At 41.6% G+C, this 14,041-nt stretch carries 12 protein-coding genes and 2 rRNA genes; all 14 read left to right on the top strand.

From position 1 onward, the window contains the following. The first annotated feature begins 2 nt into the window (after nt 1-2). Nucleotides 3-740 (top strand): YebC/PmpR family DNA-binding transcriptional regulator, encoded by a 738-nt coding sequence (locus VAHSUH02_RS09030; protein ID WP_005381764.1) that lies wholly within the window; start codon nt 3-5, stop codon nt 738-740. Nucleotides 741-926: 186 nt separating this feature from the next. Further along, complete coding sequence (ruvC, locus tag VAHSUH02_RS09025) at nt 927-1,424, top strand: crossover junction endodeoxyribonuclease RuvC (protein ID WP_005381796.1); 498 nt, start codon at nt 927-929, stop codon at nt 1,422-1,424. Next, nucleotides 1,421-2,029 (top strand): Holliday junction branch migration protein RuvA, encoded by a 609-nt coding sequence (ruvA, locus tag VAHSUH02_RS09020; protein WP_005378323.1) that lies wholly within the window; start codon nt 1,421-1,423, stop codon nt 2,027-2,029. Before ruvC ends, ruvA begins: the two co-directional genes overlap by 4 nt. A gap of 2 nt (nt 2,030-2,031) precedes the next feature. Then, nucleotides 2,032-3,036, top strand: a complete 1,005-nt coding sequence (gene ruvB / locus VAHSUH02_RS09015; protein WP_005378326.1) for a Holliday junction branch migration DNA helicase RuvB — start codon at nt 2,032-2,034, stop codon at nt 3,034-3,036. A 1-nt stretch (nt 3,037) separates the two neighbouring features. After that, nucleotides 3,038-4,633, top strand: coding sequence for a SpoIID/LytB domain-containing protein (locus VAHSUH02_RS09010; protein WP_005382979.1), 1,596 nt, complete (start codon nt 3,038-3,040; stop codon nt 4,631-4,633). 8 nt (nt 4,634-4,641) lie between these two features. Continuing rightward, nucleotides 4,642-5,667, top strand: a complete 1,026-nt coding sequence (queA, locus tag VAHSUH02_RS09005; protein WP_005382978.1) for a tRNA preQ1(34) S-adenosylmethionine ribosyltransferase-isomerase QueA — start codon at nt 4,642-4,644, stop codon at nt 5,665-5,667. A gap of 8 nt (nt 5,668-5,675) precedes the next feature. Continuing rightward, nucleotides 5,676-6,791, top strand: a complete 1,116-nt coding sequence (tgt, locus tag VAHSUH02_RS09000; RefSeq protein WP_005382977.1) for a tRNA guanosine(34) transglycosylase Tgt — start codon at nt 5,676-5,678, stop codon at nt 6,789-6,791. 78 nt (nt 6,792-6,869) lie between these two features. Then, nucleotides 6,870-7,160: a preprotein translocase subunit YajC gene (gene yajC, locus VAHSUH02_RS08995; protein ID WP_005378318.1), complete on the top strand. Its 291-nt coding sequence runs from the start codon at nt 6,870-6,872 to the stop codon at nt 7,158-7,160. Further along, a complete protein-coding gene (locus tag VAHSUH02_RS08990; RefSeq protein WP_005382975.1) occupies nt 7,160-7,726 on the top strand; it encodes a 5-formyltetrahydrofolate cyclo-ligase in 567 nt (188 codons plus the stop codon). Before yajC ends, VAHSUH02_RS08990 begins: the two co-directional genes overlap by 1 nt. 15 nt (nt 7,727-7,741) lie before the next feature. After that, nucleotides 7,742-9,016 carry a protein translocase subunit SecD gene (gene secD / locus VAHSUH02_RS08985; protein ID WP_005381799.1) on the top strand — a complete coding sequence of 425 codons (1,275 nt, stop codon included), beginning with the start codon at nt 7,742-7,744 and terminating at the stop codon, nt 9,014-9,016. After that, on the top strand, nt 9,013-9,903 hold the full coding sequence (secF, locus tag VAHSUH02_RS08980; protein WP_005378319.1) for a protein translocase subunit SecF: 891 nt from the start codon (nt 9,013-9,015) through the stop codon (nt 9,901-9,903). Before secD ends, secF begins: the two co-directional genes overlap by 4 nt. Before the next feature lie 143 nt (nt 9,904-10,046). Beyond that, complete coding sequence (locus tag VAHSUH02_RS08975; protein ID WP_038148734.1) at nt 10,047-11,222, top strand: MFS transporter; 1,176 nt, start codon at nt 10,047-10,049, stop codon at nt 11,220-11,222. A gap of 507 nt (nt 11,223-11,729) precedes the next feature. Next, nucleotides 11,730-13,292, top strand: a 16S ribosomal RNA gene (locus VAHSUH02_RS08970). A gap of 575 nt (nt 13,293-13,867) precedes the next feature. Continuing rightward, nucleotides 13,868-14,041, top strand: a 23S ribosomal RNA gene (locus VAHSUH02_RS08965); the annotation flags it as partial.

Genomic DNA, 14,041 nt, shown 5'->3' with positions numbered 1-14,041 from the left:
CTATGTCAGGACATTCAAAATGGGCAAATATTAAACATAAAAAAGGTAAAACCGATGCGTTGAAGGCTAAATTAGCTACGAAAATCGGTCGTGAAATTACAGTAGCAGCACGCATGGGTGGTGCGGATCCAACAGGTAATATGCGCTTGAAATTGGCTTTGCAAAAAGCTCGTGAAAACAATATTCCTAAGGATAATATTCAACGTGCTATCGATAAAGGCGTTGGCGCTACGGATATGAACGCATACGAAGAAATCGTATATGAAGGTTACGGTCCTGCCGGTGTAGCTGTTACTGTAGAGGTTATGACGGATAATCGTAACCGTGCAGCTGCCGATGTGCGCCATGCCTTCTCCAAACAAGGTGGTAATCTTGGTGAAAGCGGTTGTGTAGGCTGGATGTTTAAATCTAAAGGTGTATTCGTTATCGATAAAGAAGGTCACGATGAAGATGAATTGACATTGTTGGCTCTTGATGCGGGTGCAGAAGATCTTAAAGCGGAAGATGATGTATTTGAAATCTATACAACACCAGAAGATTTTGATGCAGTAGAACAAGCCTTGGCTGATGCGGGTATAGAAACTGAAGTGGCGAAGATTACCATGATTCCAGATACAACTATCGAATTATCTGGTGACGATGCTGAAAAAATGCAAAAAATGCTCGATGTTTTGGATGACCTTGATGATGTACAAAACGTATATCACAATGGTATTTTGCCAGACGACGAAGAAGAATAATAGAAACAGGGAGTGCTCTAGGAGCACTCCTCATTTTTTGTCTTCCTCTAGTTTCTCCTTGTAAAAAGGTAATAAAAATATCGTGATTTCATGAATTTCGATGTTCTAATATGCTATAATAAAATAGATTATGAGTGTTACGAGGTAAGCTTTGGCTTATCTCATTTTTAAACTGAGGGGGATGGAGTGCGGATTATAGGAATCGACCCAGGTACGGCAATTTGTGGCTATGGCATTATTGACGTGCAGGGAAGCAAGCTAACGCCAGTAGCCTATGGGGCTATTACGACCCCGAAGGAGCTAACGGATGCACAGCGTTTAGAAATCTTATTTAATGATTTAAGCGATATTTTAGAGGAATATAAGCCGGATAAATTTGGTGTAGAAGAACTCTTTTTTAATCGTAATGTAACGACGGCGATTAAGGTAGGTCAAGCGCGTGGGATTATATTGCTGGCCGCAGAGCAACAGAGAATACCTATATATGAATATACGCCATTACAAATTAAACAGGCTGTTACCGGTTATGGTAAGGCCGATAAAAATCAGGTTATTTACATGACCATGAATATTTTGGGGATTCGTGAGAAAATTAAGCCCGATGATACGGCGGATGCATTAGCAGTTGCCATTTGTACGGCGCATAGTTCTCACCAAGATAGATTGATGAGGTTAATTAAATGATTGGGTATGTACGAGGCATTGTAACACATCTATTCAAGGAATCTTGTTATGTAGATGTACATGGTGTAGGGTACCGTGTGTATGTGCCAACCACTACACGACAACAATTAATAGAGGGGCAAGAGGCCACATTGTTTACCTATCTCAATGTTCGGGAAGATGCGATGCAACTATACGGATTCTGGACAGAGGATGAGTACGAACTTTTTATTCTGCTCATTTCTGTTTCTGGGATTGGGCCAAAGGTAGGCTTAGGCATATTGTCAGGCATGACGCCAGAGGCTTTCAAATTGGCTGTTATTAATGGTCAGGTACAACAATTAACAAAATTACCGGGTATAGGGAAAAAGTCGGCAGAGCGTCTTGTCCTAGAATTAAAGGATAAGTTAGTGAAGATGACTCAGATTAGTGTTGAAACACCTTCAGCCATCCAATCAATTGGTGTTACTCATAGCGGACCGAGCGGGGAGGCGATTGAGGCACTGGTATCATTAGGATATGCGCAAAAAGATGTGGAAGCACTAGTTGAATCCTTAAACGATGGTTCAAAAGATGTATCTGCATTGATAAAAGCTTGTTTAGTTGAACTTGGGAAAGGACGTTAGCCATGAACGAAGAAGTACGCCTCGTAGGCGGCGGTGATCGAGAAGAGGACGTATGGCAATATAGTCTTCGACCTAAGTATTTTAATGAGTATATTGGCCAACGAGAGGCTAAGGATAATCTGAATATTTATATTCAAGCTACTAAACAGCGTGGTGAAGCCTTAGATCATGTTCTGTTATATGGTCCTCCAGGGCTAGGTAAGACCACATTAGCTGGCATTATTGCTAATGAGCTGGGTGTTAATTTTCGTATAACATCAGGTCCTGCTATAGAAAAGGCCGGAGATTTAGCTGCTATTTTGACGAATCTTGATGAACATGATGTTTTGTTTATCGATGAGATTCATCGACTTTCACGAAGTGTAGAAGAGGTATTGTACTCTGCTATGGAGGACTATGCCTTGGATATCATCATCGGCAAGGGACCAAGTGCGCGTTCCGTCCGCATTGATTTACCCAAATTTACCTTGGTTGGTGCGACGACACGAGCTGGGGCATTGGCTGCACCATTGCGTGATCGATTCGGTATCGTGAGTCGTTTGGAATATTACAAACAAGAAGAATTAGAATTTATCGTAACTCGTGCAGCGGATATTTTGAATATCGGCATTGAGCAGGCTGGTGCTAGTGAAATAGCACGCCGCTCAAGAGGAACACCGCGTATTGCGAATCGATTGTTGAAACGGGTTCGCGATTTTGCACAAGTTGTGGGGAATGGCGTTATTACTGCGGATATTGCAGATGAAGCGCTAAAACGTCTACATGTGGATAAGATGGGACTTGACCGCATTGATAGACGAGTGTTGAAGTGTATTATTGAAAATTATGATGGTGGCCCTGTGGGGATAGAAACAATAGCGGCTGCTGTTAGTGAAGAGAGAGATACCATCGAAGATGTGTATGAACCATATTTGATGCAATTGGGATTTTTAGGTAGAACACCGCGGGGGCGTGTGGCTACTAAATTGGCTTATGATCATCTAGGTATTTCGCAAACAGGGAAATAAAATGAAAAAGAAACAATTACCATTAATGATTATGACAACATTATTGTTAGGCATTCATAGTTTTGCAACTGTTGAGGCTGCACAGGTAGTAGGTAAATCGGGAACAAAACCTGTTGTAGCTAAATCATCAACAACGGTGTCGGGAAAAACTCCTGTAAAAGCTGTGCGTGGAACTATTGGAAAATCCACGTTTAAACCGCTTGTTACAAAACCGGTGCCAAAGGTTACTGCATCTACGACTATTAGACCTAAAGTTACAGCAACTACAACTGTTAAACCTAAGGTTACTGCACAATCAAGCGTAAAACCAAAGGGTACGACCGTAGCCAATGCAAAACCAAAGGTTGCTAATACTACTGCTGTAAAACCGAAGATTACAACTTCTACTACAGCATCTCGTGCAACGGCCGCGGTGGTGACGAAGAATCAAGTAGAACAAGTAACAACGCGCGTTCGTGTAGAAAATACACCGGACGTTCGCGTTTTACTTGGATCTCGTCGTCAAGATGCCTCCGTATCGAGTGCAAATGGTGTAACCGTTCTTACTAGCAATAATGGTAAGGTTGGTAGTCATAAGGTTGTATCCGTAGGTGTACGAGGCAATAAGATTGCTGTTAATGGCAAAGCTCTTGATTCTGTTGTCACATTAAAACCTACGAGTGGTGATATTTTTACCTTTGAAGGCAAAGCGTATCGAGGGGCTCTTACATTGCGGGCCAATAATGGAGCTATGATGGTTATTAATGCAGTTCCATTGGAATCGTATTTATATGGTGTTGTTCCACAAGAGGCGATTCCATCTTGGCCAGCAGCGGCCTTAGAAGCGCAAGCTGTAGCGGCTCGTACGTATGCACTACATACGATGGAGCAAAATAAAAATCAGCTCTATGATGTGAGCACGTCTACAGATCATCAAGTATATGGTGGTGTGAGCGGTGAAACACAAAGTACTACGGCTGCTGTTAATCATACTAAAGGCGTTGTTATGCTATATAATAATCGTCCTATTAATGCCTTGTTCCATTCTGATGGTGGTGGCTATACTGAGGACAGTGTCAATGTATGGGGCAATGATATTCCGTACTTGAAAGGTGTTAAAGATTTTTCAAATAGCAATTCTAGTGCGTCAAATTGGACAGTATCCACAAGCCGTAGCACTTTAGAGGGCAAGTTAAATGCTGCTAGTAAGGGAGTGGGTAAGTTGAAAAGTATTCAATTAACCCCATTGGGAAATCCTGGCAAGGCTACAGCCGATAGAGGCGTATCTGGGCGTATTAAATCGGCGACCTTCGTTGGTACTGCTGGTAAGGTTACGGTAAGCGGTGATGATTTGCGGGGCATGTTAGGTTTAAAGTCAACATTATTTGATTTTTATGTCAATCAAAATCCAGCAAGTTCAACCGGTAAGTCGTATCATACTTTCACAGGCAAGAATGATACAGTGTACATTAAAGGTCATGGGTGGGGCCATGGTCTTGGTATGTCACAATGGGGCGCCGCTGAAATGGCGAAACGAGCTGGTACGGGTGATACCAATTATTATCAAACAATTTTAAGACATTACTATAGTGGTATTACATTGAAAAAAATGTATTAAGGATAAGAATGAAAGTTACAGATTTTGATTATGATTTACCAGAGGAGCTTATTGCTCAACATCCTGTAGAGCCTCGCGACACATCGCGCTTGCTTACATTGGATAAAATAACTGGTGAGTATACACATAAAGCGCATTTTTACGATTTACTTGATGAATTACAAGCAGGAGATGTCCTCGTGTTTAATAATACGAAGGTTATCCCAGCTCGATTATATGGTCAACGAGAGGGTTCCGGTGGCAAGGTTGAGGTTTTACTACTAACACCATGTGGAGAAAATCGCTGGGAATGTCTCGTTAAACCTGGCAAGAAATGTCCGATTGGACAGGTTATTGTGTTTGATGAGCGGTTGAAAGCAACTGTATTAGATAAAACTGATTTTGGCGGTCGTATCGTGGAATTTACCTGCGATGGTGTATTTGATGATATTATTCAAGAAATTGGTGAAATGCCGTTACCACCATATATTCATGAAAAACTTGAGGATAAGGATCGCTATCAAACGGTGTATGCAAAGGAAAAAGGATCTGCTGCAGCTCCAACAGCGGGACTACACTTTACACCGGAACTATTAGAAAAAATTAAAGCTAAAAGTGTAGAGCTCGAGTTTGTTACCCTTCATGTTGGTTTAGGTACCTTTAGACCTGTATCCGTAGAAACTATTGAAGATCACGATATGCATAGCGAATTCTACAGCGTATCTGAAGATACAGCGCGTCGTATTAATGAAGCAAAATCTAAGGGTAAGCGTATTATTGCAGTAGGTACTACATCGATTCGCACCTTGGAATCAGCCTCTACTGATGATGGTATACTACATGCCACAAGTGGGTGGACAAAAATCTTTATCTATCCGGGCTATAAATTTAAGATGGTAGATGCATTGGTAACCAATTTCCATTTACCACAATCTACATTATTAATGCTCATTAGTGCACTAGCCGGTCGTGAACATTGTTTAGCAGCTTATAAAGCAGCTGTAAAAGAACGATATCGATTCTTTAGTTTTGGCGATGCTATGTTTATACGTTAGGAGATTCTATGCCGAGTATTACATATGAATTACAGAAAACATGTCCTCACACAGGTGCTCGTGCGGGTTTGTTACATACGCCACATGGCACGTATGAAACACCTATGTTTATGCCCGTCGGGACACAGGCGACAGTAAAAACGATGACGCCAGAAGAGCTAAAGGCCATTGGGGCACAAGTGATTTTAAGCAACACCTATCATTTGTTCTTGAGACCTGGTCCTGAACTCGTAGAGGAAGCTGGTGGCCTTCATAAATTTATGAACTGGGATCAAGCAATCCTTACGGATAGTGGTGGTTTCCAAGTATTTAGCTTAGGCGATATGCGTAAGATTACCGAAGAAGGGGTAACATTTAGATCTCATATCGATGGATCTAAACAATTTCTTTCCCCGGAGGTGGCCACAAAAGTACAGGAACAACTTGGATCTGATATTGCGATGGCCTTTGATGAATGCATTCCTTATCCTGCAGAACATGATTATGCGAAACGCTCTACAGCGCGTACTACGCGTTGGGCACATCGATGTCAAGAGGCTCGTCATGCTCATGATAGACAAGGTATGTTCGGTATTGTGCAAGGCGGTATGTATAAAGACTTGCGCAAACAAAGTGCAGCTGAATTAGTGGCGATGGACTTTGAAGGATACAGCATTGGTGGTTTATCTGTAGGGGAACCACATGATTTGATGAATGAAATTCTCGAATATACAACACCGTTGTTGCCAACCAATAAAGCTCGTTATTTGATGGGCGTTGGTACAGCTGACTGTTTGGTAGAAGGGGTGGCTCGCGGAATTGATATGTTTGACTGCGTATATCCTACACGAGTTGCGCGAAATGGGATGGCCATGACTTGGCATGGGCGTCTTAATATTCGAAATGCTCAATATGCGCATGACTGGGGCCCTCTTGAAGAAGGTTGTCAATGTTATACATGTAAAAACTATTCTCGTGCGTACTTGCGTCATTTATATAAGGCGGAAGAAATTTTAGCATTGAGACTTGTTACATACCATAATTTATATTTCTTATTAGAGTTTATGCGCCAGATGCGTAAAGCTATTTTAGAGGATCGATTCTCTCAATTTAGAATGCAATTTTGGGATAACTTTAATAAATAATATAAAAAAACTAGTCAAATTCATTTTGAATAGATATACTTATAAAGATAAGATGAATTTTAGTGAGGAGGATTACCCATGGGTGATATCGAACAAATTTTACAAACTAGCTGGCCAATCCTTTTGATGGTCGTAATTTTTTATTTTTTGTTGTGGCGTCCACAAAAGAAACAACAAAAAGAACGTACTAATTTGTTGAGCAGCTTGAAAAAAGGCCAAAAAATTGTAACTATTGGTGGTATCTATGGCGAAATTATCGAACTTGATGATGAAAAAGTTAAGGTACAAGTAGCGGAAAAAGTAGAAATGACATTTGCTCGTACTGCTATCGCATCCGTAGTTTCTAAAAAAAATAAGGAAACTAAGTAATGATAACAAAAGAAGCAGTGCGCCAGGCGTGCAAGTCCCAGCGCGCTGCTTTATCTATTGCAGATTGTGAATCTTGGGCACCTAAGCTGTGTCACGAGATTGTTCAATTACCTCAGTATGAACAGGCACAATCGATTATGGCCTATTTAGCGATGCCTAAAGAAGCCAATTTGGATGATGTTATAGAACATGCTTTACAGGCAGGTAAACGCGTTTATGTACCTGTTTGTACTGATAAGACTACGATGATTGCTGTACGACTTCATAATCTTCACGATGTAGTGCATGGCGTCCTAAATATCCGTGTCCCAAAGGAACCCTATGAAATCATTGATCCTAAGGATATTGATTTTGTGCTAGTGCCTGGTGCCGGATTTGATCGGCTTGGTGGTCGTATGGGAATGGGAAATGGTTATTATGACCGTTTTCTTAAGGGGCTTTCACCATCGAACTATATTGGTGTCGCATGGGAAGCGCAAATTATGAAAAATCCGATTCCAATGGAACGCTATGATCAACGTATGCCCGCTATCGTTACAGAACAGGGTGTAATTCATGTTATTTAGAAGGGAGCAACGATTTTGAAAGGCAAGGCTATAGTTAAATTCTTAGTCGTTATTGCTGCAATTATTGGTTGTTTTGCGTATTTTATTGGACCCCTAGCCGGTTCATTAAAGCAAGGCCTTGATTTACAAGGTGGTACGCATATTGTGCTAGAAGCAGAGGATACTGAGCATGGTACAGCTGATAATGATGCGGTAGAACGAGCAAAACAAATTCTTGAACGACGCATTAATGAAATGGGTCTGTCTGAACCTATTGTGCAACGGGAAGGGGCAAAACGTATTATCATTGAATTACCAGGTGTCAAAGATCCTGATGAAGCAATGAAACGTATCGGTAAAACAGCGGTCCTTGAATTTAAAAATGAAAAAGGCGAAACTGTTATGACCGGTGATGACCTAAAAGATGCAAAAGAGGAAATGGGTCAAAATAAACAACCTTTAGTTGCTATCGAGCTTAGTGATGAAGGGGCAAAGAAATTTGCTGATTTAACATCTAAAAATATTGGTCGTCATATTTCCATTACTCTCGATGGTGAAGTATTAACCAACCCTGTAGTACAACAAGCTATTACTGGTGGTAAGGCTACTATTTCTGGTAGTAAGTCCTTAGATGAAGCAAAAGATTTAGCAATTTTATTGCGTTCTGGTGCATTACCTGTAAAAATTAATGTCCTTGAAGTTCGTACTGTAGGTCCTTCTTTGGGTCAAGATTCAAAGGATAAATCCGTAGTAGCATTTGGCGCTGGTATTGCCATGATCATGGTATTCTTACTTTTGCTCTATCGTTTATCCGGCTTTGTTGCCAATGTAGCATTGCTTGTATATGTTATGTTATTACTTCTCGTGTTAGGTAAAGGTTTTAATGCAACTATGACCTTGCCGGGCATTGCGGGTATTATCTTGTCTATGGGTGTTGCGGTAGATGCGAACATCCTGATTTTCGAACGTTTTAAGGAAGAGGTTTTCTCTGGTAAATCCATGCGTGTTGCTATGGAGGCTGGTTTTAAACGGGCTCTTTCTACAATCACTGATGCGAACGTATCCGTTATCATCACAGCTGGTATCTTGACACTCTTAGGCTCTGGTCCGGTAAGAGGGTTTGCTATCAGCTTGGGCGTAGGTGTTGTTGTAAGTATGTTTACAGCGATTACTGTCAGCCATTTCTTGCTTCGCCTATTAATTGATTGTAACTTTACTAATCATCCATTCTGGTTTGGTGCTAATATCTCACCAAGTAAAAGTTCTGATGATTTTGCACCAAAATCTTTGAAAGGAGGTAAGCGCAAATGAGTTTCAACGTAATTAGACATCATCGTTGGTGGTTTGTGATTTCCTCCATTCTAGTAATCATTAGTTTAATTTCTATTTTTACAAAAGGCTTTAACTTTGGTATTGACTATACTGGTGGTACCATTGTAGAGGTTCAATTCACTAAACCTGTAGAGGTTAGCCAAGTTCGTGATGTATTGAAAACATTCGACCTTGAAAATGCACAAATTCAATTGTCTGGTGATACTGCAGAAACAGCAGGCGAAGATGTTATGATTCGAACTCGTAACTTGGAGCCAAGTGAAAGTGCAGCTGTAGTAGAAAAATTGAATAGTGATATCGGTGAAAACACAGTAAAACGTATTGAAACCGTTGGTGCTGTTATCGGCTCTGAAGTAACGCAACATGCGCTATTGAATCTTGTTATTGCCTTTGCTGTATTGGCGCTCTATATTTCTTATCGTTTTGAATATAGAATAGCCGTATCTGCATTGACTGCTATTTTCCATGATTTGATTATGGTATTAGGTGTATTCTCATTCTTCCAATTAGAAATCGATGCATCTTTCTTGGCGGCCATCTTAACCGTTGTAGGTTATTCCATGAACGAATCTGTAGTTATCTTTGACCGCGTTCGTGAAAATGCTCATACTCATAAACGTACTGATACATTTGAAGATTTGGCGAATGCTTCTATTGCACAAAGTATTCATCGTAGTATCTATACATTAGCTACTGTAATGTTTGCCTGTGTATCTCTATTTGTATTTGGTGGGGATACAACAAAAAACTTCGCTCTATGTATGATTATTGGTTTCGCCAGTGGTGCATACTCCTCCATCTGTGTCGCTACATCTTTATGGGTGCTCTGGAAAAATAGAAATAAGAACGACATTCGCAATCAATAATTTGATTGTTATGGTGAAAGCTATAAACCCTAATCGCATTTTATTGCGATTGGGGTTTTTCTTATGAGTGAGATCATTGTGATTCAAAGAGAAATAACATACAATAAAGACTATATAAGGTTTTAAGTAGAAAGAGTGATATAGTGAGTTCAGAACGTTTATGGAGTCCTGCTTTTATCAATTATGGTGTAAGTAGTGGCATTTTTTATATGACCCAATATGTCTTAGTGGCGGCATTGCCCATAATTTTAACAGCTGAATTAGGTGGTACCGCTTTAGATGCGGGATTGGCTATGACATATTTCCAAATCGGGACCATCTTATGTCGTCCTTTTGCAGGACGTTTAATTGATGGGTTGGATAAACGCATAATTTTATTGATTTCATCTGTTTTATTCTTTATTATTATGGGGTTGTTTAATTTAACCACATCGTTACAAACGATTTTTGTGCTACGGGGCATACATGGCGCTATATTTGCATTAGGTACTACTGTTATGGCAGCACTGGCCGTAGTTGTTTTGCCTGCTTCACGCAAAGGTGAAGGCATCAATATGTTTGCTGTATTCTCAAATATTGCTATGGTATTAGGGCCTGCTGTTGGTTTATATACATTACAAGCCTATGGAAGTTCAGCGCTATATATTTTTCTGACTATAATGACTGCGCTAGCTTTTATTTTGAGTAATGTCATTCGATTGCCAAAAGAGTTAGCTAAACCGAAACAAAAATCTTCTAAGGGATGGAGTATATCTCAGTTTATAGAGAAACGAAGTCTTCCTTGGGCATTAATGGGATTGTTTATAGGTTTTACATATTCTGGTGTTCTAGTATTTATTCCTATTGAATTGAATAGTATGGGAGCAGGTGTATGGGGGAGTGTGTTCTTTGCTTTGTTTGCGCTCATGATAATTATTAGCCGACCATTAGTAGGCAAAGTATATGCTAGATATGGATCACGGTTCGTCATCTATCCTGGTGTAGGCCTATTTATCGTAGGCCTCGCTATTCTTGGAGTGGTATCGACTCCAGTTGGGATTATTTGTACTGCGCCATTACTTGGGCTAGGCTATGGAGCTGCTCAACCTGCATTTCAAGCGTTAGCAGTTCAATCAGCACCAATAGAACGTGCAGGCGTTTCTACAGCAACATACTTTTTAGCACTTGATATAGCCGTCGGGGCTGGATCGGTTATCTTAGCCTTAATTGCAAATGCATTAGGCTATCAATCTTTATATCAAATTACATCACTCATAATGATCATAGCACTAGCTTTATATCATTTCGTAATTCGTAAACACTCATATATAGCGGAATAAGCATTATAAAAAGCACGTATTTCTTATAGTATGTATGATAGTAAACTATCAAAATACTAGGTAAATACGTGTTTTTTATATGAAATAGTAATGATATAGTAACAAGCTACGTAAGGCAAAATATTGATTATAAATGAGTTAATAATGAAGTTGTAAAAAGTGATGAAAAAGCGGTTGACGTTTTCTTTGTTTGTGATATACTAATACAAGTCGTTAGGACACAGCGTAAATCGGATGACAGCACATCATTAAAACATGTGAATTTAATTCAAAAAGTTTTAAAAAAGTGCTTGACGAAATACTCTGAACTTGGTATTATAATCAAGTCGCTAGCGCACGACAGTGACTAGCAAACAGATCTTTGAAAACTGAACAATGATAGGTAATCAATCATATGATTGAACATATGCCAGAGTGCGGGTTTTGACATAGTCAAAACCAACCATAATTCAAAGTTACTTACATGTAACGACAACAAATAATGAGCTATTCAAATAGCTTCAAGATATCTTGGAGAGTTTGATCCTGGCTCAGGACGAACGCTGGCGGCGTGCTTAACACATGCAAGTCGAACGAAGAGCGATGGAAGCTTGCTTCTATCAATCTTAGTGGCGAACGGGTGAGTAACGCGTAATCAACCTGCCCTTCAGAGGGGGACAACAGTTGGAAACGACTGCTAATACCGCATACGATCCAATCTCGGCATCGAGACTGGATGAAAGGTGGCCTCTATTTATAAGCTATCACTGAAGGAGGGGATTGCGTCTGATTAGCTAGTTGGAGGGGTAACGGCCCACCAAGGCGATGATCAGTAGCCGGTCTGAGAGGATGAACGGCCACATTGGGACTGAGACACGGCCCAGACTCCTACGGGAGGCAGCAGTGGGGAATCTTCCGCAATGGACGAAAGTCTGACGGAGCAACGCCGCGTGAGTGATGACGGCCTTCGGGTTGTAAAGCTCTGTTAATCGGGACGAATGGTTCTTGTGCGAATAGTGCGAGGATTTGACGGTACCGGAATAGAAAGCCACGGCTAACTACGTGCCAGCAGCCGCGGTAATACGTAGGTGGCAAGCGTTGTCCGGAATTATTGGGCGTAAAGCGCGCGCAGGCGGATCAGTTAGTCTGTCTTAAAAGTTCGGGGCTTAACCCCGTGATGGGATGGAAACTGCTGATCTAGAGTATCGGAGAGGAAAGTGGAATTCCTAGTGTAGCGGTGAAATGCGTAGATATTAGGAAGAACACCAGTGGCGAAGGCGACTTTCTGGACGAAAACTGACGCTGAGGCGCGAAAGCCAGGGGAGCGAACGGGATTAGATACCCCGGTAGTCCTGGCCGTAAACGATGGGTACTAGGTGTAGGAGGTATCGACCCCTTCTGTGCCGGAGTTAACGCAATAAGTACCCCGCCTGGGGAGTACGACCGCAAGGTTGAAACTCAAAGGAATTGACGGGGGCCCGCACAAGCGGTGGAGTATGTGGTTTAATTCGACGCAACGCGAAGAACCTTACCAGGTCTTGACATTGATGGACAGAACCAGAGATGGTTCCTCTTCTTCGGAAGCCAGAAAACAGGTGGTGCACGGTTGTCGTCAGCTCGTGTCGTGAGATGTTGGGTTAAGTCCCGCAACGAGCGCAACCCCTATCTTATGTTGCCAGCACTTCGGGTGGGAACTCATGAGAGACTGCCGCAGACAATGCGGAGGAAGGCGGGGATGACGTCAAATCATCATGCCCCTTATGACCTGGGCTACACACGTACTACAATGGGAGTTAATAGACGGAAGCGAAACCGCGAGGTGGAGCAAACCCGAGAAACACTCTCTCAGTTCGGATCGTAGGCTGCAACTCGCCTACGTGAAGTCGGAATCGCTAGTAATCGCAGGTCAGCATACTGCGGTGAATACGTTCCCGGGCCTTGTACACACCGCCCGTCACACCACGAAAGTCGGAAGTGCCCAAAGCCGGTGGGGTAACCTTCGGGAGCCAGCCGTCTAAGGTAAAGTCGATGATTGGGGTGAAGTCGTAACAAGGTAGCCGTATCGGAAGGTGCGGCTGGATCACCTCCTTTCTAGGGAGACATACACCGAGCCAAGAGCTTGGATGTCACTTAGGTCGACACTTTGGCCAGTAAGTAGACGTAGCATATGCGCTAGCTGTACTTACAACCTACATTGTTCGGTTTTGAGAGATCTGTAAATGATTTCTCAATTTAATATGACGTATAAATTACGCGTTAATCTATGCGCATGAGTTGAACGACGTCGCCACGTAATGGTAATTACGTAAGACAAGTGAAACGAATGCAACGACGAGTAACACGGAATTTATCGGCAGATTTGTTCTTTGAAAACTACATAGAAGATAATTATTATATATATTTGTAAGGTCATCTCTTAGAATTTCTAAGTAGGTTGACCCGAGCACATAGGAAATAATTCTCTGACTTATTGGTGACGTACATGAAAATGTACGGCTACAAAAAACGACAATGTATCTAATGCATGTCTAAAAATCAAATTGATTTTCGTCAGAATTTGATGAATATCGAGGCGTACCAATGAAGCAAAATCGCCGCGTATTTGTATACGCAAGATGAGCTGAATGCAGTACAACGAAGATAGTCGCAAATTATGGCGCAAAATAAGTAAAGATTTTAAGGGCGTACGGTGGATGCCTTGGCGATATCAGCCGAAGAAGGACGCGGTAAGCTGCGATAAGCTACGGAGAGGTGCAAGCAACCTTTGACCCGTAGATTTCCGAATGGGGGAACCCGGCAGTGGTTATGCACTGTCACCCATACCTTTGAGTATGAGGAGG

The organism is Veillonella atypica KON (assembly GCF_002959915.1).
GTDB classification, from domain to species: Bacteria; Bacillota; Negativicutes; order Veillonellales; family Veillonellaceae; genus Veillonella; species Veillonella atypica.
Note: the sequence above shows the minus strand (reverse complement) of the source record. Positions and strands in the feature narration are given on the sequence as shown.

What these genes read in the sequence shown, in the direction of transcription:
- queA (WP_005382978.1), top strand. Translation starts at nt 4,642, where the DNA reads ATGAAAGTTACAGATTTTGATTATGATTTACCAGAGGAGCTTATTGCT.
- yajC (WP_005378318.1), top strand. Translation starts at nt 6,870, where the DNA reads ATGGGTGATATCGAACAAATTTTACAAACTAGCTGGCCAATCCTTTTG.
- VAHSUH02_RS09030 (WP_005381764.1), top strand. Translation starts at nt 3, where the DNA reads ATGTCAGGACATTCAAAATGGGCAAATATTAAACATAAAAAAGGTAAA.
- VAHSUH02_RS09010 (WP_005382979.1), top strand. Translation starts at nt 3,038, where the DNA reads ATGAAAAAGAAACAATTACCATTAATGATTATGACAACATTATTGTTA.
- secF (WP_005378319.1), top strand. Translation starts at nt 9,013, where the DNA reads ATGAGTTTCAACGTAATTAGACATCATCGTTGGTGGTTTGTGATTTCC.
- VAHSUH02_RS08990 (WP_005382975.1), top strand. Translation starts at nt 7,160, where the DNA reads ATGATAACAAAAGAAGCAGTGCGCCAGGCGTGCAAGTCCCAGCGCGCT.
- ruvB (WP_005378326.1), top strand. Translation starts at nt 2,032, where the DNA reads ATGAACGAAGAAGTACGCCTCGTAGGCGGCGGTGATCGAGAAGAGGAC.
- tgt (WP_005382977.1), top strand. Translation starts at nt 5,676, where the DNA reads ATGCCGAGTATTACATATGAATTACAGAAAACATGTCCTCACACAGGT.
- ruvA (WP_005378323.1), top strand. Translation starts at nt 1,421, where the DNA reads ATGATTGGGTATGTACGAGGCATTGTAACACATCTATTCAAGGAATCT.